We start from the raw sequence: 21,756 nt of genomic DNA on the forward strand, positions 1-21,756 counted from the left end.
ATACAGGAGCAATGTGGAGTTTGTGGCCCATATAAGTCCTTATTGCTTTCTTTTCGCCTTCCGAGTTGGGAAAACAACCCTTGACAGTGCATCGCCCTCTTTATAAAAATTAATTAGCACTCTCTGCATTAGAGTGCTAATCCAATGGATTGTCAGTATTATTTTTGACAAGGGAGGAGATGACGGATGATGTGGCCGGAGTTTGAGGGTTTCTGGGACCCCTGGAGGCAGTTCGAGGACATGAGGCGCACCCTGGGGCGCGCTACCCTTCCCGCCAGGGTGGGATTCCCCGCAGTAAACGTATGGGCAAACGAGGAAGGCGCCGTGACCACCGCGGAGATACCCGGCGTACAGAAGGATTCCCTGGACATTTCCGTGGAGGGCAATGCTCTTGTGCTGCGCGGCTCCCGCAAGCCCGAGCAACTGCATGAGGAAGAGACCTACCACAGGAGGGAGCGCTGGCAGGGCGGCTTCAGCAAAGTGGTCTCGCTGCCTTTCAACGTCCAGGCGGACAAGGTGCAGGCCAGGTATTCGAAGGGCGTGCTTTATGTCGCCCTTCCCCGGGCCGAAGCCGAAAAACCGAAGAAGATCGCCATAACGTCGGAATAGGGAGGTGATTCGCGTGGCTGTAGAGACCAGGGACATGCAAAAGAAGGTGTCCGCCGCGCCCGAAGGGGCCGAGAGAACCAGAGCGGCAAGGATGTATACGCCGCCTGTGGACATCGTGGAGAGGAAAGACGACATTGTGGTCCTGGCCGACATGCCGGGAGTGGATGAAAAGTCGGTGGACATCACGCTGGAGAAGAACGTCCTGTCCATTTACGGCAGGGTCGAGCCCGAGATACCCGAGGGCCACCGGCTCATCGAACAGCAGTACGGCGTCGGGGATTACCAGAGGAGCTTCACCCTGTCCGGTGAAGTGGACCGGGACAGGATTCGGGCGACCGTGAAGGGCGGCGTGCTGAAACTCGTCCTGCCCAAGGGCGACGCCGCAAAAGCGAGAAAAATAGAGGTCAAGGCTGAAGCCTGAGGCCGTCGGGAAAGGAGGTACGCACATGACCTTTAAGAACCTGCTCCCCTCCAGGAGAAGGAGCGTCCCCGTCGGGCGCGAAGAAAGCCCCTTCGAGGCCCTGCGGAGGGAAATGGACACCCTTTTTGATGACTTCACCAGGGGGTTCTTCGACATCGAGCCCTTTGAGGGGGCTCCGGGCGGGCGTCTGGACGCCTTCAGCCCGCGCGTGGACGTAACCGAAAACGACAAGGAGATAACGGTCTCCGCCGAGCTTCCCGGTATGGACGAAAAAGACATGGAGGTCACCCTGGGCAAGGACTCCCTTACCATAAAGGGGAAGAAGGAAGAGGAAAAGGAAGACAAGGGGAAGGATTACTACCACATGGAGCGCTCCTACGGCGCCTTCGCCAGGACCGTCCCGCTCCCCGCCGAGGTGGACACCGGCAAGGCCGAGGCCGCCTTCAGGAAGGGAGTCCTGAACATAAGGCTCCCGAAGACCACCCGAGCAATGGAGGAAAAAAAGAAGATATCCGTGAAGGTGGAATGAGCACCCGGTGGGCAGGTGTGCCTTTGGCATGCCGGCCCGCAGACCCATCAGCGCGGATTGAGCAGTTCCCCGGCAGGCCTGTCTCCAGGGCCTGCTCTTTTTTGCGCGGCTCATGAGGCTTCCACGTAAATAGGACAAAAGCCGGACGTTCCGCTGCGCGGGTGAGGAGGAGCGGCATGTGCCCGGAGAGACCGAGGAGGGCTGAAAGCCGCGAGAACCCGCCCGGCTTTCAGTACTGCTTCTTCAGCTCCAGGATGACCTGGCGGGCCACGTCCTTCAAGGTCTCGAACACACCCTGTCCCGTGGTGGCAACGGCTTCAAAGGAGGGCATGGCACGGGGGTTCAGGAGGCTCTCCATCTCGTCCACGGGAATGGCGTTGGGAAGGTCGCGCTTGTTGTACTGGACGGCGTAGGGCAGGTTGTCCAGCTCGAACCCGTGGTCCTTGAGGTTTATCTGCAGGTCGTCCATGCTCTCCAGGTTGGCGTCGGCCCGCTCCATCTGGCTGTCGGCCACGAAGACCACGCCGTCCACTCCCTTGAGGATGAGCTTGCGGCTGGCTGCGTAGAAGACCTGCCCCGGGACGGTATACAGATGGAAGCGCACCTTGAAGCCCTTGATGTCCCCCAGGGCCAGGGGAAGGAAATCGAAAAACAGGGTGCGCTCCGTCTCCGTGGCCAGGGAGATGAGCTTGCCCTTGCGGTCGTTGGCCGTCCGCTTGTGGACGTACTGCAGGTTCGTCGTCTTCCCGCAGAGGCCGGGGCCGTAGTAGACGATCTTGCAGTTGATCTCCCGGGAGGAATAGTTGATGAAGGACATTCAGACCGGCACCCTACTTGAAGAGATTGTCGATGTCTTCATCGCTTATCTCTGCGAAGGGGGAGTCTTCCAGCTTGTGCTCAAGCTTTTCGTTCTCGGCCTTGGCGGCCATCTCCTGGAAAATGGCGGCCAGGTTCTCCGTGGCCTTCTTCACCCTGAGCCTGACCAGGCCGATGGAGGAACGGTTGTCGAAGATGACCACCAGGATGACCCGGTTGTCCACTAGCGAGATGTTGATGTTGTCCTTCTCCCCCTCGTGAAAGAGGATGGTGAACTCCTGCTCCCCCAGGAGCTTGGCGATGCCCCCGGTGGCCGCGATGTTGCCGGCGGTCAGGGAGGCCAGGGAGGTGGTGTCTATGTCGTGGGTGTCCCCGGCCGAGGCGATGAGCTGCCCGTTCTTGTCCACCAGGAAGACAACCCGGGCGTTCGACTTGCTCCTCAGGTTCTGGAGCTCCTGGTCAATGCGCCGGAACTCCTCTTCGTACATGACGAAATGTGACGTCATGTCTCAGGAGATCTCCTCTCCAGCCTCCTTCAAAAGCCTCTCCCATTCCCTGTCGATGTCCTCTTGGAGCTGGTTGAGGACGGCCTCGTTCTCGGGGGCGAACAGGTGCTTGAACCTCCCCTGCGGCTTGAGGAAGTCGGTAACCGGCTTCTTCTCCTTGGGCTTGAAGGAAATGTTGACCTCGCCGTTTTCTATCTCGTAAAGCGGCCAGTAGCACGTCTCCACGGCGAGGCGGCTCAGCTCGATGGAGTTGTCCGTCGAGGTCCGCCAGCCCCTGTTGCAGGGAGAAAGCACGTTCAGAAACGCCGGGCCCTCCACCGCGATGGCCTTCCGGGCTTTTTTCATGAGGTCCATGTAGTGGCTCGGGGAGCCCTGAGCCGCGTAAGGGATGTTGTGGGCCGCCATTATCCGGGTCAGGTCCTTCCGGGGCTGGAGCTTTCCTGGGAGCACCTTGCCCACGGGGCTCGTGGTGGTGTTGGCCCCCCGGGGCGTGGCGCTGGAGCGCTGGATGCCGGTGTTCATGTAGGCGCCGTTGTCGTAGCAGACGTACAGCATGTCGTGGCCGCGCTCCATGGCGCCCGAGAGGCTCTGAAACCCGATGTCGTAGGTGCCGCCGTCCCCGCCGAAGGCGACGAACTTGACGTCCTCTGCTATCTTCCCCTGCTTCTTGAGCGCGCGGTACATGGTCTCCACCCCCGAGAGGGTAGCTGCGGCGTTCTCGAAGGCGTTGTGTATCCAGGGGATCTTCCAGGCCGTGTACTCCGAGATGCACGTGGAGACCTCCAGGCACCCGGTGGCGCAGGCGGCCACCAAGGGGTACTCCGAGGCCATGAGTATCATCTTCACCACGGTGGGCGCCCCGCAGCCGGAGCACATCCGGTGCCCGTGGGTCAGAAGGTCCTCCTTCTTGGAAAGCTCCTTCAGGCGAAGCGGCGTGGATTCCTTGGTTGTCGGCATATTATTCCCTCACTCCAGAGTAGTCCTTGACGGCCCTGATGCTCCCGCCGGAGGCGATCTCCTGAAGCTCCCTGAAGACCTCCTCGCCGTGCTGGGGCAGGTAGTCCCTGCCCCCGAGGCCGTATATCCTGTTGATGAGCGCCGGCCTTCGCCCCCCGTCGCTCTGGTACAGCGCGGAGCTCACCTCCATGAAGGCCGGGCCGTAGCCGCCGAAGGAGTCGGCCCGGTCCATGACGCAGACGGCCTTCAGGTGCCCCAGCGCCCCGGCCACTTCCCGGTAGGGGAAAGGCCTGAAGAGCCGGGGCTTCAGGAGCCCGGCCTTTATCCCCTTCTCCCGCATCTCGTCCACTACGTCCTTGGTGGTGCCGGCCGCCGAGCCCAGGATGACCATAGCCACCTCGGCGTCCTCCAGGCGGTAGGCCTCGAAGAGGCCGTACTTCCTGCCGCTCAGTTTCTCGAACTCGTCGGCCACCTGAAGTACCACGCCCCCTACCCGGCCCATTATCTCGTGCTGGAGGCGCTTGTACTCGTGGTAGTAGTCGGTGAGGATGAGGGGCCCGTAGCTCTTGGGGTTCTTGAGGTCGAGCAGAGGGTAGACGTTCTGGAACTCTCCCACGAACGTCTTGACGCCCTCGTCCTCCAGATACCGGACGTTCTCGATGGAATGGCTGATGATGAACCCGTCGAGGTTCACCATGACCGGCAGCCGGATGTCCGTGTGCTCGCCGATGCGGAAGGCCTGTATGATGTTGTCGTAGGCCTCCTGGGCGTTCTCGCTCCACAGTTGAATCCAGCCCGTGTCCCTCGCCCCCATGGCGTCGGAGTGGTCGCCGTGGATGTTCAGGGGGGCCGACAGCGCCCGGTTGACCACGGGCATGATGATGGGAAGCTGGTCTCCCGCGGCGATGTGCAGAATCTCCCACATGAGGGCGAGTCCCTGGGAGGAGGTGGCCGTGATGACCCGGCCCCCGCCGGCGGCCGCCCCCACGCAGGCGCTCATGGCGCTGTGCTCGCTTTCCACCAGAATCATTTCGGTACGCACGTCGCCGTCGGCCACGTACTGGGCGAACCTCTGCATCATGTCCGTCTGGGGGGTGATGGGATAGGCCGCGCAGACGTCGGGGTCGACCTGCTTGAGGGCGTGGGCCGCCGCTTCGTTTCCCGTAACCGCAACGCTCTTGCCCATCACGTGCCCTCCTCTTCCATCACGATGGCCTTCCGGCCCTTCTTGCCGGGGCACTCCACGGCGCAGACGCCGCACCCCTTGCAGAAGTCGTAGTCGTATTCGGTCCGCTTGCCGTCGTGCACCTTGACGGCCATGTCCGGGCAGAAAAGCCAGCACTTCAGGCACTGGATGCAGTTCTCCTCTATCCAGATGGGCCGGTACGCCCGCCAGGAGCCCGTCTTGAACTTCTCCGCGCTGCCGGCCTCAAGGACCACCGCCCCGGGGACAAGCTCATTCCACTTTTTCAATGCCATGTCTCTCTACCCTTCCTTTACGTCTTCGTAACCCCTGCGCACGGCCTCGAGGTTGCCGTCGATAATCTTCTGAGAGAACTTCTTCCCGAAACTCTTCCTGACGTCCTCCAGGAGGTCCTCAAGGGAGACCAGGCCCGTGACGCGGACCACCGCACCGAGCATGGGGGCGTTGGGAAGGGCCCTGCCGATGTTCTCGATGGCTATCCTGGTGGCGTCTATCGTGCAGACCTTCTGCCCCGTCTTGGCCCCGAGCTTCTCCCGCACTTCCCCGGGCGGGTGCGCGGTGTTGACCACGAATATGGCGTCCTCGGTGGCCCCGTCGGCGACGTTCACCGCATCCAGGAGCGTGGCGTCCACGACGCTGACGACCCGGGGATGAAGCACCGGGCAGTGCATCCTCAGTTCCTTCTCGCTGACGCGGTTGTACGCCCTCAGGGGCGCCCCGGCCCGCTCGGGGCCATATTCGGGGAAAGCCTGGACGTACCGTCCGCCGCTCAGGCACGCATCGGCCAGGACCTTGGCCGCGGTCACCGTGCCCTGCCCGCCCCGGCCGTGCCACCTGATTTCCACAAGACCTTTTGCCATGTGCTGTGACCTCCCTCTCACGTGCATCAGATGCGAAACCTGCTCCGCCCGATACAGACTCTTCCAGGAGTTGCCCCGTCGTGCAGGAGGACTTTCAGTCCTGAAGTCCATTAATTTTATAATGAAAGCCCCTGTTTTGCAAGGTAATGCCTTGCAATTGCGCCCGAACCCCTTAAAAACCGTATTCCTTCCAGCGCCGGTCCACCAGGTCTCTCGTCTCGGGGGACATGACGATGTCGGAGGGCCAGGGGCGGGTGAAGCCCTCTGAGGGGAGTTTCCGGGTGGCGTCCACGCCGAGCTTCCCGCCGTAGGCCGGGATGTCCGATGCGTGCTCCAGGACGTCCAGCGGGCCCTCCAGGACGACCACGTCCCTCCTGGGGTCCACGTTGTTGCCGATGCGCCAGACCACCTCGGAGACGTCCTGCACGTTGACCCACTTGTCCAGCACGACGATCATCTTCGTAAAGCTCATCTGGCCCATCCCCCAGAGGGCGTACATCACCTTGCGGGCCTGCCCCGGGTAGCGCTTGTCTATGGAGACCAGGGCGATGTTGTGGAAGACCCCCTCCAGGGGAAGGTTGATGTCCACGACCTCCGGCACCTGCTTTCTCATGAGGGGCAGGAATATCCGCTCGGTGGCCTTGCCCATGTAGCAGTCCTCCATGGGCGGGCGCCCCACGATGGTGGCCGGGTAGACGGCGTCCCTGCGCATGGTCATGGCGGTCACGTGAAAGACCGGGAATTCGTCCACCAGGGAGTAATATCCCGTATGGTCCCCGAAGGGCCCCTCCATGCGCCGCTCCCCCGGCTCGCAGTACCCCTCCAGCACTATCTCGGAGTTGGCCGGGACCTCCACGGGCACGGTCTCGCACCGGACCATCTCCACCGGGGATTTCCTCAGGAACCCCGCCAGGAGCATCTCGTCGATGTCCGGCGGAAGCGGAGCACTGGCGGCGTACATGACGGCCGGGTCGGACCCTATGGCCACCGCCACGGGGAGCCTTTCCCCCCGGGCCTCCGCCTTCCGGTAATGGGCGGCCCCGTCCTTGTGCATGTGCCAGTGCATGCCGGTGCTCCGGTGGTCGAAGACCTGCATCCGGTACATGCCGCAGTTGCGGGCCCCGGTCTCGGGGTCCCGGGTGAAGACCATGGGCAGGGTGATGAACCTGCCGCCGTCCCCGGGCCACGTCCTGAGCACGGGCAGGACGTCGAGCGAAGGGCTCTCCTTGATGATGACGTCCTTGCACGGGCCGCTCCGGACCGTGCGGGGCAGAAAATCGGCCAGCCGCTTGAGCTTGGGCAGGGTCTTCAGTTTCTCGATGATGTTCGTCGGTATCTCGGGCTCCAGGAACTCCAGCATCTCCCTGCCGATGTCGTCCAGGCTCTGCACCCCGAGGGCCAGGCGCATCCTCTCGAAGGAGCCGAAGAGGTTTGCCACGCAGGGGATGCGGGAGCCCTTGGGCTTCTCGAACAGAAGCGCGGGCCCCCCGCTTTTGACCACGCGGTCGTTAATCTCCGCAATCTCCAGGACGGGGTCCACCTCCACCGCGATGCGCTTCAGGAGGCCCCGCCGTTCAAGCAGAGCGAGGAAGTCCCTCAGGTCCTTATATGCCATGCACTGTCATCGGGGGCCCATAAAAGTATCGTTCGAGATTATATCACATCGGGACGGCCGGGACCCCTGTGCTCAGCAACCGCTCACGTACAGGCGAACGAGGAGGGCCCTCTGGGCGCCGTCAAGCCCTTTCACGCCTTCCAGGGCCTCCAGGTGGATGAGCATGCCGTGTTTCTGGACGAAGAAAAAGGCCACCAGGGCAAAAAGCACGACGGCTCCCCCGAAAACATACCGGGCCCGCTGGGGATTCAGGACCTTGAAGACGACCAGGTAGAAGAGAAACGAAAGGGCCGCGGCCATGAGGGCCGACACCCACGCCGCCCTCATGGCTGCCGCGACGTCCCGCGGATGGGTGAAGAGGAAGGCGGTGAGGGCCGCCGCGAGACGGGCCGTGCTGCCGGCGTATAAGGCGGTGCGCTTCAGCAGGGCCGGGGAGAAGCCGTCGGTGCGGTTTTCCTCAGGGACGAGCTCGGCCTTTTCGCGATACTCGGCCGGTATGCGTCCCCTGTCGTCGGTAAAGTGAATGACACCCTCTTCGTCTTGGTAGCGGTAGGTCGCCGCACGGAGGGGAAAAGACGCAAAAACAAGGATAAGCCCGAGGAGGGCCGCCACTACAGCTTTCTGTTTTCTCCCGCACATGCCTGTCTATGCTACCACTACGAGCCCCGTCATATCCAGGAGAAAGACGGAGAAGTTTGTCATCGCCCGGGGCAAAGAGTTATCATACTTTCCGCCCGCAGTGGCCGCGCGTGCGGGAGGGCGCGGAAGGAGGAAGGCTCATCAAGCTCTACGTCCTCAGAAGAATCGTCCTGCTCGTTCCCCTCCTTCTGGGGATAACCCTTCTGACGTTCACGCTGACCAAGGCCCTCCCCGGGGACCCCGTCCTGGGAATGGTGGGGAAAAGGGCACGGCCCGAGACCATCGAGAGGATGAGGAAGCAGATGGGCGGGGACCTGGACGTGGCAAGCCAGTACATGGGGTATCTGCGGCTCCTTGTGAGGGGGGATTTCGGCCGTTCCTACTACTCCAACCGCGAGGTGGCCGCGGAGCTCGCCGAGAAGTTCCCCAACACCCTGGCCCTGGCCCTGGCCGCCATGGCCGTGGCCACCCCCCTCGGGGTGCTCCTGGGCTTCGTGGCGGCCTACAGGGAGGGCTCGCGCCTGGACAGGCTGGTGACCACCGTCTCGGTGGTGGGCATAAGCGTGCCCGTCTTCTGGTCCGGGCTTCTCCTGATGCTGCTGGTAAGCTTCAAGCTGAAACTCCTCCCTCCCTCCGGCACGGGGAGCCTGAGGTTTCTGGTGCTGCCCGCGGTCACGCTGGCCCTTCCGGCCGTGGCCACCCTGGCGCGGGTGACGAGGGCCTCGGTCATCGACGTCCTGGGGATGCCCTACGTGCAGACCGCCCGGGCCAAGGGCCTTACCCGGAGGAAGGTGAACCTGGCCCACATCCTCAGAAACGCCCTCATCCCCATCGTCACGGTCATAGGGCTCGACTTCGGCAGCTACCTTAACGGCGCCGTGCTCACCGAGACCATATTCGGCTGGGACGGCATCGGCCGATACGCCATGGAGGGCATCATCATGCGGGACTATCCGGTGGTGATGGGCACCATCATCCTGGGCACCGTGGTCTTCGTCCTCATAAACCTGCTCGTGGACATCCTCTACCACTGGCTCGACCCCAGGGTGCGGCCCTACGTGGGGAGCATGCGGTAGTGGGCCTGAGGGGCAAGATAAGCATGGCCGTGCTCCTGGCCGTCGTGCTGGTGTCCCTGCTCGCCCCCCTGCTGACCCCCTACGACCCCGATGCCGTAGACTTGGACAGCCTGAAGCTCCCCCCCGGCATGGAGCACGTCTTCGGGACCGACCAGAAGGGGCGGGACATCTTCACCAGGGTGCTCTACGGGGCGCGCATCTCCATAGGGGTGGCCCTGGTGGCGGCGGCCCTCTCCATGAGCGTGGGTCTTCTGGTGGGGCTCGTCTCCGGGTACTTCGGGGGGAAGCTGGACACCACCCTGATGGCCCTGGTGGACCTCATCCTTTCGTTCCCTTCCCTGCTTCTGGCCATCGGGATATCCATCATCCTGCCGCCGGGCATCTACACGGTGATGATAGCCATCGCGGCCGTAGGCTGGGCATCCTTCGCGAGGCTCATCCGGGGACACACCCTTCAGTTGAGGGAGGCCCCTTTCGTGGAGGCCGCGCAAGCGCTGGGATGCGGCAGAAGAAGGATTCTCTTCGTGCACCTCCTGCCCCAGTGCATCCCCCTGAGCCTGGTGATGATGGGCCTCAAGGTGGGAGGGTATATCATCACCGAGGCGTCGTTGAGCTTTCTGGGGCTGGGGGCCCAGCCGCCCACGGCGAGCTGGGGCTCCATGGTGAGTGCGGCGCGGTCCTACATCGTGGCGGCCCCGTGGATGGTCCTCTTCCCGGGCCTGGCCATCGCGCTGACCGCCCTGTGCTTCAATGTCATGGGGGATTCCCTGTCGGAGAAGTTCGGCCTCAAGCGGCGGGGGCTCTAGGGGCAGGAAACGCCTCTCCTCCCCCACAAGGCCCTCGCAAGGCCCTCGGTGCATCCGGCGGAAAGGGCTCAGTGCCCCTGGAGCTTCTCGGCCTCCTCCTGCTCTTCCTTGCAGTCGATGCAAAGAGTGGCCACCGGCCTGGCCTGAAGCCGGGCGATCTCGATTTCCTCGCCGCAGACGTCGCAGATACCGAAGGTGCCCTTCTCGATGCGCTCCAGGGCCTCCTCGATCTTGTTGAGGAGCTTCTGTTCCCGGCCGCGAAGCCTGAGCATGAAGTTGCGGTCCGTCTCGGCCGAGGCCTGGTCCCCCAGGTCGGGGAAAACGGCCGGCTCGGGCAGGGAGTTCATGGTGGACTCTGCTTCGGAGAGAATCTGCTCCTTCTGTTCGATAAGGTTCTGGCGTATCTCGAGTATCCTCTTCTCTCTGGGTGTCAATGCCTTTTCTCCTTGCGACGGGGGGGAGGTCTTCTCGGCCGTGGACCGTCTGGCAGACTTTTTCGAGGCGCCCTTCTTCGCGGCCTTCGCCGGCGCGCTCTTCTTCGCAGCCGTCTTCTTCGCGGACTTCTTCGGCGACGGGCTCTGCTTCCCGGTCGTCTTCTTGGCCGTCTTCTTTTTCGCGGTGGCGGCCTTCTTGGCCACGGCCTTTTTGGAAGCAGGCTTCTTCGCCGTCTTTTTGGCCGGCTTTTTCGCGGCCGTCTTTTTCTTCGCCGCGGTCCCGGCCTTCGTTGACGTCTGTTTCTTTGTTGCCATGCCTGCCCTCTGCCGATTTAGTAAAAATATAAACTAACAAAGTCGCCCGGAATAGTCAAGGAAGGCGGCAGTCAGGACGTCCCCGGGTCTTGCACCAGAAGCCAGGCCGCTACGAGCCCCAGGCCGAGCCACGCCAGGGCCGGGACCGCGAAGCCCAGGACCGCCTTGCCCGCCCCCAGCGTAAGCCCGATGACCAGGAGGCTCCCGTAGGCCCATCTCAGGAGCGGCGGGCCCAGGCTCTCCCCGTCCCGGCCCGCGGGAAGCAGGCGCCGGACGGGCCGCCAGCCCCGGCCGCCGGGGTTGGCCACCTCGAGGAACTCAAGGAGCTTGCCTTCCTCCACGGGCTTGGTAAGGAAGGTGGCCAGGAGCCAGACGGCCGTGGAGACGGAAATTATCAGGGCAAGCTTCCCGTAATAGGGGACGCCTTCAAACACCGTGTAGGCAACGACGGTCATGGCCGTCGAGGCCACCATGGCCGATATCTCACTCCAGGCGTTCACCCGCCACCAGAACCACCGGACGATGTAGACAAGCCCCGTGCCCGAGCCGAAGGCGATGAGGAACTTGAACACACCCACGATGGAGGTGACGTAGAACGTGACCAGGGCGGTGAGGGCCGACAGCACCACCGTCATGAGCCGGGCGACCATTATATAGTGGGGGTCGCCGGCGTCCTTCTTGACAAAGGGCCTGTAGAAGTCGTTGACGAAGTAGGCCGAGGAGAGGTTGAGGTAGGTGCTCAGCGTGGACATGAAGGCCGCGAAGAAGGAGGCAAGCATGAGCCCCCGGAGGCCGGAGGGAAGGATGTCCATGACCATGCGGGGATAGACGGCCTCGTTGTCCGCTGCGGCGGGGTAAAGGACCAGGGAGGCCAGGGCCGCCAGCACCCAGGGCCATGTCCTCAGGGCGTAATTGGCTATGTTGAACCAGAAGGTGGCGATGAGCCCCTCGCGCTCGCTCCGGCAGGAGGAGATGCGCTGCACGATGACCCCTCCCCCGTCGGAGGAGTACTTGCTCCACCAGCTCAGGCCCACATAACCAAGGAACGCCATGAGGGCCGTCCCCACAAACTCCCCGCTCGTGACGGGCGGAAAGAAGCTCAGCGTCTCGGAAGTCAGATGCGTCCTGAGGACGCCCACGCCGCCTATCTTCCCCAGGCTCAGGACGGCCAGGGCCACCGCCCCCACCATGGCGATGGCGAACTGAAGGAGGTCGGTGGTGACCACGCCCCAGTAGCCGCTCATGGCCGAGTAGGCGATGGTCACCGCGCTGGAGATGACGATGCTCTCCCACTTGCCCCACCCGACGCTGACCTCCATTATCTTGGCCATGGCCAGGATGACCTGGGCCTTGATGATGGTGTGGATGACCGTGGAGAAGTAGACCGCCTTGAAGGCCCTCAACACCGAGGCCGACCGGCCGGAGTAGCGCATGCCGATGAGCTCCACGTCCGTGAGGACCCCGGCCCGCCTCCAGAGCCGGGCAAAGAGAAAGACCTGAAGCATCCCGGCCAGGATGAAGCACCACCACTGCCAGTTCTCGTAGATGCCGTGCCCCCGCACCAGGCCGGTCACGTACAGGGGGGTGTCGGAGGAAAACGTCGTTGCCACCATGGATGTACCGGCCAGCCACCAGGGAAGGTTCCTGCCCGAAAGGAAGAACTCGCTCAGGCTCCGGGAGGCCCGGCGCGTGAGGTAAAGCCCCACCAGGAGGCTCACCAGCATGAACGACGCTATGACGCCCCAGTCCAGGGCGTCCGGTCTCATGTCCCGGATTCCGCAGGCGGTTCTGTTTTAAAATCCGGCATCGGCATGCTAAATTATAAAGGCTATGGACAAGAAAATCCTGGTGGTCGACGACGAGCCCCTCATCCTGAAAACCATAGAGCGGGCCCTCGAAAAGAGAGGCTACGCGGTGCACACGGTCTCGGACGCGGAAAGCTTCATGCAGGCCCTGAGGGAGGTGGACCCCGACCTCCTCATCATGGACGTCAACCTCGGGCACCGGAACTCCGGTTCCCTGGTGGACGAAATCCAGGCGGCCCGGCCCAGCGTGAAGATGCTCTTCATCAGTGGGGGCACGCCCGAGATGGCCCCCTGGAATTTCCTGGAGAAACCCTTCAAGATAGAGGAGCTCAGGAAGAAGGTCCGCGAGATTCTGGACGAGCCCTGAGCCCGAGCGCCCGTTGTCCATCCTTCGCAACAAGACGGTGCTTCTTGCCCTGAAGCTCCTGGTGAGCGGCTCGCTCCTGACCTACGTGCTGACGAAGGCGGGGGTAGGCAGCGTCCTTTCGCTCCTGGGGCGCATCCGGCCCGGGAGTTTCGTCCTGGCCGTCTTCATGTTCCTCTGCATGATTTTCCTGGGCTCGGTCCGGTGGCGATATCTCCTGCCCGGGCGGTTCTCCCTGAGAAAGCTCCTCCCCCTGTACCTCCTGGGGTCATTCTTCAACACCTTCATGCCCGGCCTCGTGGGAGGGGACGTGGTGAAGATCTACTACCTCTACAAGGAGACGGGCCAGGGAAAGCAGGCGCTGGCATCGGTCTTCATGGACCGGTACATGGGGTTTTTCGCCCTGATGCTCCTGGGAATGGCGGCATGGCCCTTCGGGCTCAGGTACTTCGCGGGCACCTGGATAGAGTGGCTCCTACCGCTCATCGTCCTTCTGTTTCTGGCCGGAAGCCTCCTGGTGCTCTGGCTCAGGCTGGGGAAGCGCTTCGGGGTGCTCAATGAAATCTATGAATACTTTCACACCTACCGGAAGCAGAGGGGGGTCATGGCGAAGGCTCTGGGCCTCTCCGCCCTCATCCAGACCCTGAGCATCTTCATGGTCTTCGTCCTGGCGCGGGGCCTGGGACAGCACATCGCGCCCCTGGTGCTCTTCATATTCGTTCCCATAATCTCCACCCTGGCCTCCCTGCCCCTGTCCATATCGGGCATCGGCATCCGGGAGGCGGCCACGGTCTTTCTCCTGGGCACCCAGGGGGTCGACGCCGAGACGGCCACGGCCATCTCCTTCGCGTGGTTCCTGGCCATGGCAGCGGCAGGGCTCGCGGGCCTCTACGAGTACCTGAAGACGAGGGGAGCAAAAGGGTAGGCGAAACACTCCGGTCCCCCCGCGCTCCGGCTCCTTCTCGCCGGAGAGCGCGCCCCTCCCCCGGCTCCACGGGCCCCGGGGAGCATGCGTCCGCCCTTCCCTTCGGAGTCCTCCCCGTGGCGCTTACGGGGGGCATTTTCCGCAGATGGAGGTAAACAGGGCGGTGGAGAGATAGCGGTCGCCCCGGTCGGGGAGGATGACCACCACGGTGCCCTCCTTGAGCTCGGAAGACTTCCTCAGGGCGACGTGCATGGCCGCCCCGCTGGACATCCCCGCGAAGATGCCCTCCTTCACGGCGAGCATCCGGGTGGCGTCGAAGGCCTCCTCGTCGTTGACCAGGTGGCGCTCGTCCAGGCGGCCGGCCTCGAATATCGCGGGTACGATGGACTCCGACATGTTCTTGAGCCCCTGGATGCGGTGCCCCAGGATGGGCTCCACGCCGATTATCCTGATGTCCGGGTTGTATTCCTTGAGGCGCCGCGCCGTTCCCATGAGCGTGCCGGTCGTCCCCATGCCGGCCACAAAGTGCGTTATGCGCCCTCCCGTCTGCTCGACGACCTCGGGCCCGGTGCTCTCGTAGTGGGCCATGTAGTTGGCCGGGTTGTCGAACTGGTTGGGCATGTAGTAGCGTCCGGGCTCCTCTTCGAGAATCCTCTGCGCCAGCCGTATGGCTCCGTCGGTGCCTTCCTCCGAAGGGCTCAGGATGAGCTCCGCCCCGAAGGCCGTGAGCACCCGCCGCCTCTCCACGCTCACGCAGGCCGGCATGGTGAGCTTCACCCGGTAGCCCTTGGCTACCGCAACCATGGCCAAGCCGATGCCCGTGTTGCCGCTGGTGGCCTCCAGGACGATCTTGTCGCGCGTGAGAAGGCCTTCCTCCTCGGCCCTCTCAATCATCCAGAGGGCTATGCGGTCCTTCACCGAGCCGCCCGGGTTGTTGCCTTCGAGCTTGGCGTAAAGGGCGACGCGGGGATTCGGATTCAGATGCTCGATGCGGGCGAGGGGCGTCTTGCCGATGCACGAGAGGATGCCCACTTACACCTCCCCCCTGTGCAGCAGCCGGAGAAAGGCCTCCACCACGACCGGGTCGAAGTGGGTGCCCGCGCAGGCGCGGAGCTCGCTCATGGCGAAATCCTTGCCGGGGGAAGGCCGATAGGGCCGGTCGGCGGTCATGGAGTCGTAGGAGTCGGCAACGCAGAGGATGCGCGCCAGAAGCGGGATGTCCTCGCCCCGGAGCCCCCGGGGGTAGCCCGAGCCGCCGTACTGCTCGTGGTGGTATCGCACCACGTCCACTATCTCCCTGAAACGGGTGATGGGCGCCAGAATCTGAGCGGATTTCTCCGGGTGCATCTTCACCATCTCGAACTCCTCGGCGGTGAGCCCGTCGGCCTTGTCCAGAAGGTAGTCGTAGGTGCCTATCTTGCCCACGTCGTGAAGCAGGGAGGCCGTCCTGAGGTTTGCCATCTGCTCCTCGCCCAGACCCAGCTCCCGGGCAAGGGCCGTGGCGTACTGGCAGACCCGCTCGGAGTGGCCCTTGGTCCAGGGGCTTTTGGCGTCGATGGCGTTGGCGAAGGACAGGATGAGGTTGCCGTACAGGTCCTTCATCTCCCGGTTGGCGGCCGTGACGTCCTTGAGCATGTTGAAGAAGGCGTTCCTGCTGTCAAGGAGCTTCCGCTGCCCCTGCTTGATGTCGGTAACGTCCACAAGGGAGAAAACGTAGGAGGAGGGCTCTTCCCCCTCCTCGATAATGGGCCTTCCGTACAGGCGGAAGGACCGTCCCAACCCGGGGACCTCGTACTCCAGGACCCGGGGTGCGCCGTCGTTAAAGCCGTCGCCCCCGTCCATGAGCTCCGTGCACCGCGTCCGGGCCAGCTCCTCCGGCGTGCAGCCCGTGAGCTCCGAGACATAGGCGTTGGCGCGCATCACGCGAAAGTCCGCTCCCAGGAGCATGACGCCCCAGGGCATGGAGTCGAACGTGCTGCGCCAGTCCTCGGCGACCCGTTTCAGGACCTCCTCGTAACCCTTGCGCTCGGTCTCGTCCTTCAGTATGGTCCTGCTCCTCAGGAAACGCCCGTCCTTGTCGTAGACGGCGGTGGAGCTCATGGTGACCGGCAGGGTCCTCCCGTCGTGCCGCCTGAACCGCATGTCCCTGGCCTCCACCCTGCCCTTCTCACGGAGGTCCCGCAGAATCGGCTCCAGGGCCTCGGGGCTCACCACCAGGTCCCCGATGTTTGTGCACCCCACCATCTCGCCGCGCTTGTAGCCGAGCATGGTCTGTGCGGTGCGGTTGGCGTCGAGCACCGTCCCGTCCGCCCCGAAGGACAGGTAGCCCGAGGGAGCGTTGTCGAAGTAGTCCCGGTACCGCTCTTCCACCGCCCTCAGCCCGGCCACCAGCTTCATCCTCTCGTTCATGAAGAAGGCGAGAAACATGGAGACGACCGGCGCGGTCAGCATGACCACATGGTAGAAAACTCCTACGCCTTGCGTGGGGAAAAGAAGATGGTTCAGCAGCTTCGGGCCGTACTCTTCGTACTCGTACACAAGATACAGGCCGGCGACGAACCAGCCCGAGAAGGCTATGAACGCGACGAGAACGGCCCTCATGTCTCGCGGTAGCGTGCCAGCTCCCCCTGGAGGCGCTCGACCTCCTCCTTGAGCTCTATCATGCGCAGCTCCCGGCCCACGGCCATATCGTAGAACTCCTCCAGCTCCCTGACGCGCTTGTCAAGGTCCTTCTCAAGGTGCACCTTCTCGGTAACATCCATGATGGTCTGCACGGTGGCCACTACGGCGCCCGTGGCGTCGGTGACGGGATAGGCGTGCACCTGAAGATGCACCGGTCGGCCGGCCCTGTCGGTGCGGGTCTGCAGAGCCGAGCGGGGCTTTCCGGCATCAAAGACTTCCCGGACGATGCAGGACTCGCCGCGCTCATAGCAGGGAACGGCCGAGAGGCGCGAGACCTCGTAGCAGCGCCTTCCCCGCACCTCGGGTATGTCTATCTGCGCGGAAGACAGGTACCCGCTGTTGGCCGAGAGGATTCTCATCTCCCCGTCCACCACGACCACCCCGTCGCCGATGGCCTCCAGCACGGAGGAGAGAAAGAGCTCCGACTCCTCGAACCTCCGGCGGGCCGTCTCCTTCTTGATGAAGACGGCTACGGCGTTGGCCACCGCGTTGAGGTACCAGAGCTCGGCGGTCTCGATATGGCGGGGCTGCCTGTAAAGGATGGTCAGCACCCCGGCCACCCGCTCGCCGGCGGCCATGGGAACGCTGATGCCGCTTGAAACGCCGTGCCGCTCGTAAAGCGGCGAGGGGAGAAACGCGCTCTCTCCGGAGAAGTCCGAGACGATAGCCGGACACCCCTGAAGGAGCGCAAAACCCGCCGGGTCGTCCGTCCGGGCCCGCGAGACGGAGCCCGCCGCCCTGTCCTCCCAGCCCGTGCCGGCCAGGAAAACGAGAGACGCGCCGTCCTCCCCCGGCACCAGAACCTCCGTCAGGTCCGCGCCGTAGTGGTCGGCTATGAGGGAGAGGGCCGTGGTCAGGGCCTCTTCGAGAGCGCCCCTGGTCAGAAACACAGAGGAAAGCTCGTAAAGTACGGTAAGGCCCTCGGCATAGCGCTCGAGGACCTCCTCGAGGGCGTCGTGCCGCTTCCGTTCACTGCTTCCGTCGACCATGCGTCTCCTCGTAAGCGTCTTGCTCGAGGGGATTTCCGGGGACATGGGGGCCGAGACGGCCGCCGTGCGGCCACACCATGTCCCTCCCCACTCGCATCATATTTTCCCCCGGCCCGACGGCACATAGTATAGCATTTCTCCGGTCCGTTCGCGCCCTCCCGCCTCACCGGCGCATCGGAAATTTCCCCGATGGTAACATAAAAACATGAAGGTGCTCGTGGGGATGAGCGGAGGGGTTGACTCCTCCACGGCCGCGGTCCTCCTGAAGGAGGCGGGCTGCGAGGTGCAGGGGCTGAGCCTCCTCCTCTTCGAGACCAGGGGCAGGACCGGCTCCGCCGCCTGCTGTTCGCTGAAGTCCGTGCAGGATGCCGCCCGGACCGCCGCCCGGATGGGCTTTCCGCACAGCGTCCTGGACGTCCGGGACCGTTTCGTCCAGAGGGTGGTGGAGCCCTTCGTCCGGGCCTACAAGAGAGGCCTCACGCCCAACCCCTGCATCCTCTGTAACATGCATATCAAGTTCCCCGTTCTCCTGGAAGAGGCCCGGCGGCGCGGCATCCCCCACATAGCCACGGGCCATTACGCCGTGGCGGAGCACATCGACGGGCGCAGTGTCCTCAGAAAGGGCGTGGACCGCTCCAAGGACCAGTCCTACGTGCTTTACGGCTTGAGGGAGGAGGAGCTTCGGAGCCTCGTCCTTCCGCTGGGCGCCCGAAGAAAGCGCGACATTCGGAAGACGGCCCGGGAGATGGGCCTTCCGGTATTCGACAGGCCGGAAAGCCAGGAAATCTGCTTCGTCGAGAACCGGGACTACGTCGGCTTCATTCACGCCCTGGAGCCCGGCGCCGGCCCCCCCGGCCCCATCCTGGACGGGGAAGGCCGGGTCATAGGCACGCACCAGGGCATATACCGCTATACCCTGGGGCAGCGCAAGAGGCTCGGCATCCCCTCGCCCCGGCCCCTGTACGTGACCGGCATCGACGTCCGGAACAATGCCATCCGCGTGGGCGAGCGCGAGGTGGCTTTCCGGCGGACGGTGCGCGCGAAGGAGATGAACTGGCTCCTCGAGGGCTATCGCGACAGGGACGCTTTCCGGGCGGAGGTGAAGGTGCGCTCCATGATGGAGGCCGCCGGGGCCTCCGTCCGTCCCGGGGAGGGAGGAGGCGGCGTCCTCGTCGCCTTCGACGAGCCGCAGTTCGCCCCCGCGCCGGGGCAGGCGGCGGTCCTGTACGAGGGCGACCTCGTCCTGGGCGGGGGAACCATCGCGGAATCCTTCTGAGTCCCGCTGCCGCCTGCTTCCGGGCCTGGAGAGCAGCCGCAGTATCCTGATGTAGAGCCACCCAGGTGAGCCGGCCTTCCCTGTTGTGGTAAGCTATAGAACGCCATGCAGGGCCGGATTGTCTCGATTAACGTCAGCGAAACGAAGGGCGTGCGAAAGACCCCCGTCCCGGAGGCCGCCCTTCGGGCCGAGCACGGCATAGAGGGGGACGCCCACGCCTCCGGGGCTTGGCACCGCCAGGTGAGCCTGCTGGCCCTGGAGAGCATCCGGAAGATGCAGTCCCTGGGCCTCACGGTCGGCCCGGGCGACTTCGCCGAGAACATCACCACCGAGGGCCTGGACCTCCCGAGCCTCCCGGTGGGCGCCCGCGTTCTCCTGGGCGCCGACATCGAGGCCGAGGTCAGCCAGATAGGCAAGGTCTGCCACACCCGCTGCGCCATCTACCGGCAGGCAGGCGACTGCGTGATGCCCAAGGAGGGCATCTTCGTCAAGGTCCTCCGGGGCGGGACGCTGAGGAAAGGAGACCCCATCCGGGTGCCATGATTACCGCCGCCGTCCTCACATTGAGCGACCGAGGCTCCCGCGGGGAGCGCATGGACCAGAGCGGTCCGGCCATCGAGGAGATGCTGGGCTCCATAGGCGGCAGGGTCGCCACGAGCGAGGTCCTCCCCGACGAGAAGGACCTCCTCAAGGACCGCCTGGTGGCCCTCTCCGGCACGGTGGACCTCATTCTGACCACCGGGGGCACGGGCCTCTCTCCCCGGGACATCACCCCCGAGGCCACCCTGGAGGTCGTCGAGCGGGAGGTCCCCGGCATCGCCGAGGCCATGCGCATGGTCGGCCTGAGCAAGACCCCGCGCGCCATGCTCTCCCGGGCGGTGGCCGGGGTCAGGCGGGGCACCCTCATCATCAACCTCCCGGGAAGCCCCCGGGCCGTGCGGGAGAACCTGGGGACCGTCCTTCAGGTCATCCCCCATGCCGTGGAGAAGATAAAGGGAAGCCAGGAGGAGTGCGCCCGATGACCGAGGTCTCCTTCCCCCTTTCGTTCCTGGCCGGCGTGGTCTCCTTCCTCTCCCCCTGCGTGCTGCCCCTGGTGCCTTCCTACATCAGCTTCGTGGCCGGGGTCTCCTTCGAGGAGCTCACCAGCGACGAAGACCGCCGTCGCATCCGCAAGCTCACCGTGACCAACTCATTGGTCTTCATCGCGGGATTCAGCACGGTATTCGTCGCCCTTGGGGCCTCGTCGTCCCTTCTGGGGCGGCTCTTCTTCAACTACCAGGACACCCTTCGCATCGTCGGGGGCGTCATCGTCATCGTCTTCGGCCTCTTCATGGCCGGGATGTTCAAGATGAACTTCCTCATGCGGGAGTGGAAGTTCCACCTCAAGGGCCGCCCGGCGGGCTTTGTGGGGGCGTTCTTCATCGGGATGGCCTTCGCCGCCGGCTGGACGCCCTGCATCGGTCCCATCCTGGGCTCCATCCTGGTCTTCGCCGGCTCCAAGGGCTCGGCGGTCTACGGCCTGAAGCTCCTTTCGGTCTACTCCCTGGGCCTGGCGCTGCCCTTCCTCCTTTCCGCGCTGGCCTTCAACACCTTCATCAGCTACACCAACGCCCTCAAGAAACACATGCCCACGGTCATGCTCATAAGCGGCCTTCTCCTCGTCGCTTTCGGCGTCCTCCTTCTGACCAACAAGGTCCAGGCCCTCTCCAGCTACTTCCCCGACATCGGCATAAACCTCTAAGTTAGCCGTAACATACTGATACATAAGTATTATCTTAAGAGTATTTTTTTATGGACAAATTCTCTTTTCCGTTGTTAGAATACGTTCAGCAAAAAGCAGGGGGAAGACAGGGGGAGGACAGGGAGGCCTGTCCTTTTTTGTTGCCGGGGAGGAATAGACCGGTCCGGTGAGAGAGGATATGTCCGAGAGGCGCAACCACCAGAGGTATAAGGCCAACGTCCGGGTCCTGTGCAGGCCGCGCTCCGACCCCCGCCCCGAGCGGAACTTTTTCATGGGCATGACCGAGAACATCAGCCACGCGGGATGCCGCATTTACTGCCTCCTGCCCCTCTCGGAGGGCGACGAGCTGAAAGTGCACGTCGGCACCGCGCCGGAAAGGGACGCCAGGGTGATGTGGTGCAGGCCTGTCATCGAGGACAGGCTGTACGAAGTAGGGCTTGAGCTCGACCGCCCCGGCCACCTGGAGAAAAACGCCGGCCTGGACCAGCGGGGTCTGCCGCCCCTCCCACCGCCTGAAGAGCGCTGACCCCGGGCCGGGGTTACGCCGTCAGCCTTTCGGCCGGGTAAACTAATACCATTCTCACGCACTCTTCTCCCGGATATTTCCGCTCGCCTGCGTAATGCCCCTTCCCACGGGGAACAATGCGCGAAAGAAGTTCTGGGAAGGGAGTCTGCACGTCTCGAATAATGTGTCAAAACGCGAGAAAAGTCTAAAAGAACGTCTTTATCCTTTTCTCCAAAAAGTAATCAGAAAACTGGCTTCTTAATGCTTTCCTTTTCTTCGTCGCAACACTTTCATCTACATACATGTAGAGTTTGTAAATCCCTTTGGGCGAACACTGCTGTGCATATTCGGCGAATTCCCGATACGTGAAAAGCCATACAGAGTCGGTCGAGAGGTCAACTGTCGCTATAAGTTCGGCAGGACAAGTCTCTTTGAGGTCCCAGGAGATGGCGAGTTTTCCTTTCCCTCCACCAGGAGCGGGTCTTTCTTGCGTTTTGACCTGTATCGTATACGCTCTCTGATTTCGAGGGGAATATGCCACAAGGTCCACGCCTGTATCAGTTGTCATAGGGGAGGTGTCAATGCCGTGCCGCATCATCTTATATTGAACTAATAATTCGCCCGCTTTTCCAATGTGTTGTTTGCTGCTTTTCGGCGTCATTACGGGTATATAATAAATCAA

General features: G+C 63.4%; 26 protein-coding genes. 12 read left to right on the plus strand and 14 right to left on the minus strand.

Features of this window, described 5'->3' with window-relative positions; translation table 11 throughout:
* Nucleotides 1-186: 186 nt before the first annotated feature.
* From P8Y39_06155 to P8Y39_06165, 3 genes are read left to right on the plus strand one after another with little or no spacing between them, the layout of a single operon-like run.
* On the plus strand, nt 187-609 hold the full coding sequence (locus P8Y39_06155) for an Hsp20/alpha crystallin family protein (protein MEJ2191919.1): 423 nt from the start codon (nt 187-189) through the stop codon (nt 607-609).
* Nucleotides 610-622: 13 nt separating this feature from the next.
* Nucleotides 623-1,030, plus strand: coding sequence for an Hsp20/alpha crystallin family protein (locus P8Y39_06160; GenBank protein ID MEJ2191920.1), 408 nt, complete (start codon nt 623-625; stop codon nt 1,028-1,030).
* A 25-nt stretch (nt 1,031-1,055) separates the two neighbouring features.
* On the plus strand, nt 1,056-1,559 hold the full coding sequence (locus P8Y39_06165) for an Hsp20/alpha crystallin family protein (protein ID MEJ2191921.1): 504 nt from the start codon (nt 1,056-1,058) through the stop codon (nt 1,557-1,559).
* Nucleotides 1,560-1,788: 229 nt separating this feature from the next.
* On the opposite strand, the gene P8Y39_06170 is transcribed toward P8Y39_06165, so the two are convergent.
* From P8Y39_06170 to P8Y39_06205, 8 genes are all read right to left on the minus strand, one after another.
* The gene (locus P8Y39_06170; protein ID MEJ2191922.1) at nt 1,789-2,376 is read right to left on the minus strand and encodes an ADP-ribosylation factor-like protein; all 588 of its coding nucleotides are present in this window, start codon (nt 2,374-2,376) and stop codon (nt 1,789-1,791) included.
* 13 nt (nt 2,377-2,389) lie between these two features.
* Nucleotides 2,390-2,881, minus strand: a complete 492-nt coding sequence (locus P8Y39_06175) for a roadblock/LC7 domain-containing protein (GenBank protein MEJ2191923.1) — start codon at nt 2,879-2,881, stop codon at nt 2,390-2,392.
* A 3-nt stretch (nt 2,882-2,884) separates the two neighbouring features.
* Entirely contained in the window at nt 2,885-3,838 is a 954-nt protein-coding gene (locus P8Y39_06180) for a thiamine pyrophosphate-dependent enzyme (protein MEJ2191924.1), read from the minus strand.
* A gap of 1 nt (nt 3,839) precedes the next feature.
* A complete protein-coding gene (porA, locus tag P8Y39_06185; GenBank protein ID MEJ2191925.1) occupies nt 3,840-5,024 on the minus strand; it encodes a pyruvate ferredoxin oxidoreductase in 1,185 nt (394 codons plus the stop codon).
* Nucleotides 5,024-5,317: a 4Fe-4S binding protein gene (locus tag P8Y39_06190; GenBank protein MEJ2191926.1), complete on the minus strand. Its 294-nt coding sequence runs from the start codon at nt 5,315-5,317 to the stop codon at nt 5,024-5,026. Before P8Y39_06190 ends, porA begins: the two co-directional genes overlap by 1 nt.
* 6 nt (nt 5,318-5,323) lie before the next feature.
* Nucleotides 5,324-5,902 carry a 2-oxoacid:acceptor oxidoreductase family protein gene (locus tag P8Y39_06195; protein MEJ2191927.1) on the minus strand — a complete coding sequence of 193 codons (579 nt, stop codon included), beginning with the start codon at nt 5,900-5,902 and terminating at the stop codon, nt 5,324-5,326.
* Nucleotides 5,903-6,074: 172 nt separating this feature from the next.
* Nucleotides 6,075-7,517: a menaquinone biosynthesis decarboxylase gene (locus tag P8Y39_06200; GenBank protein ID MEJ2191928.1), complete on the minus strand. Its 1,443-nt coding sequence runs from the start codon at nt 7,515-7,517 to the stop codon at nt 6,075-6,077.
* 72 nt (nt 7,518-7,589) lie between these two features.
* Entirely contained in the window at nt 7,590-8,129 is a 540-nt protein-coding gene (locus P8Y39_06205) for a hypothetical protein (GenBank protein MEJ2191929.1), read from the minus strand.
* A 137-nt stretch (nt 8,130-8,266) separates the two neighbouring features.
* Between P8Y39_06205 and P8Y39_06210 the strand changes: the two genes are divergently transcribed.
* Entirely contained in the window at nt 8,267-9,232 is a 966-nt protein-coding gene (locus P8Y39_06210) for an ABC transporter permease (GenBank protein ID MEJ2191930.1), read from the plus strand.
* On the plus strand, nt 9,232-10,038 hold the full coding sequence (locus P8Y39_06215; GenBank protein MEJ2191931.1) for an ABC transporter permease: 807 nt from the start codon (nt 9,232-9,234) through the stop codon (nt 10,036-10,038). The genes P8Y39_06210 and P8Y39_06215 overlap by 1 nt, the downstream gene beginning before the upstream one ends.
* A gap of 68 nt (nt 10,039-10,106) precedes the next feature.
* Here P8Y39_06215 and dksA read toward each other — a convergent pair whose 3' ends face one another.
* Both dksA and P8Y39_06225 read right to left on the minus strand, forming a co-directional pair.
* Nucleotides 10,107-10,787 carry an RNA polymerase-binding protein DksA gene (gene dksA, locus P8Y39_06220; protein MEJ2191932.1) on the minus strand — a complete coding sequence of 227 codons (681 nt, stop codon included), beginning with the start codon at nt 10,785-10,787 and terminating at the stop codon, nt 10,107-10,109.
* A 71-nt stretch (nt 10,788-10,858) separates the two neighbouring features.
* A complete protein-coding gene (locus tag P8Y39_06225) occupies nt 10,859-12,553 on the minus strand; it encodes a Na+:solute symporter (GenBank protein MEJ2191933.1) in 1,695 nt (564 codons plus the stop codon).
* A 64-nt stretch (nt 12,554-12,617) separates the two neighbouring features.
* Here P8Y39_06225 and P8Y39_06230 point away from each other — a divergent pair, with 64 nt between their 5' ends.
* A complete protein-coding gene (locus tag P8Y39_06230) occupies nt 12,618-12,959 on the plus strand; it encodes a response regulator (protein ID MEJ2191934.1) in 342 nt (113 codons plus the stop codon).
* Nucleotides 12,960-12,972: 13 nt separating this feature from the next.
* The gene (locus P8Y39_06235; GenBank protein MEJ2191935.1) at nt 12,973-13,881 is read left to right on the plus strand and encodes a lysylphosphatidylglycerol synthase transmembrane domain-containing protein; all 909 of its coding nucleotides are present in this window, start codon (nt 12,973-12,975) and stop codon (nt 13,879-13,881) included.
* 123 nt (nt 13,882-14,004) lie between these two features.
* Here the strand turns inward: P8Y39_06235 and P8Y39_06240 are convergent, their stop codons facing one another.
* The 3 genes from P8Y39_06240 to P8Y39_06250 are packed head-to-tail and all read right to left on the minus strand — an operon-like array spanning nt 14,005 to nt 17,552.
* On the minus strand, nt 14,005-14,913 hold the full coding sequence (locus P8Y39_06240; GenBank protein ID MEJ2191936.1) for a cysteine synthase family protein: 909 nt from the start codon (nt 14,911-14,913) through the stop codon (nt 14,005-14,007).
* Entirely contained in the window at nt 14,914-16,482 is a 1,569-nt protein-coding gene (locus P8Y39_06245) for a PAS domain S-box protein (GenBank protein MEJ2191937.1), read from the minus strand. It lies immediately after the preceding gene.
* A complete protein-coding gene (locus P8Y39_06250) occupies nt 16,479-17,552 on the minus strand; it encodes a PAS domain-containing protein (GenBank protein MEJ2191938.1) in 1,074 nt (357 codons plus the stop codon). The genes P8Y39_06245 and P8Y39_06250 overlap by 4 nt, the downstream gene beginning before the upstream one ends.
* A gap of 205 nt (nt 17,553-17,757) precedes the next feature.
* Between P8Y39_06250 and mnmA the strand changes: the two genes are divergently transcribed.
* From mnmA to P8Y39_06275, 5 genes are all read left to right on the plus strand, one after another.
* Nucleotides 17,758-18,828, plus strand: a complete 1,071-nt coding sequence (gene mnmA / locus P8Y39_06255) for a tRNA 2-thiouridine(34) synthase MnmA (protein ID MEJ2191939.1) — start codon at nt 17,758-17,760, stop codon at nt 18,826-18,828.
* A 105-nt stretch (nt 18,829-18,933) separates the two neighbouring features.
* A complete protein-coding gene (locus P8Y39_06260) occupies nt 18,934-19,371 on the plus strand; it encodes an MOSC domain-containing protein (GenBank protein MEJ2191940.1) in 438 nt (145 codons plus the stop codon).
* A gap of 50 nt (nt 19,372-19,421) precedes the next feature.
* Complete coding sequence (locus tag P8Y39_06265; protein ID MEJ2191941.1) at nt 19,422-19,850, plus strand: MogA/MoaB family molybdenum cofactor biosynthesis protein; 429 nt, start codon at nt 19,422-19,424, stop codon at nt 19,848-19,850.
* Complete coding sequence (locus tag P8Y39_06270) at nt 19,847-20,569, plus strand: cytochrome c biogenesis protein CcdA (GenBank protein ID MEJ2191942.1); 723 nt, start codon at nt 19,847-19,849, stop codon at nt 20,567-20,569. The genes P8Y39_06265 and P8Y39_06270 overlap by 4 nt, the downstream gene beginning before the upstream one ends.
* A 178-nt stretch (nt 20,570-20,747) precedes the next feature.
* Nucleotides 20,748-21,095: a PilZ domain-containing protein gene (locus P8Y39_06275; protein ID MEJ2191943.1), complete on the plus strand. Its 348-nt coding sequence runs from the start codon at nt 20,748-20,750 to the stop codon at nt 21,093-21,095.
* A gap of 184 nt (nt 21,096-21,279) precedes the next feature.
* On the opposite strand, the gene P8Y39_06280 is transcribed toward P8Y39_06275, so the two are convergent.
* A partial coding sequence (locus tag P8Y39_06280; protein MEJ2191944.1) for a hypothetical protein occupies nt 21,280-21,756 on the minus strand: 477 nt, incomplete at its 5' end.

This window comes from Nitrospirota bacterium, from assembly GCA_037386965.1.
Lineage (GTDB): Bacteria > Nitrospirota > Thermodesulfovibrionia > Thermodesulfovibrionales > JdFR-86 > JARRLN01.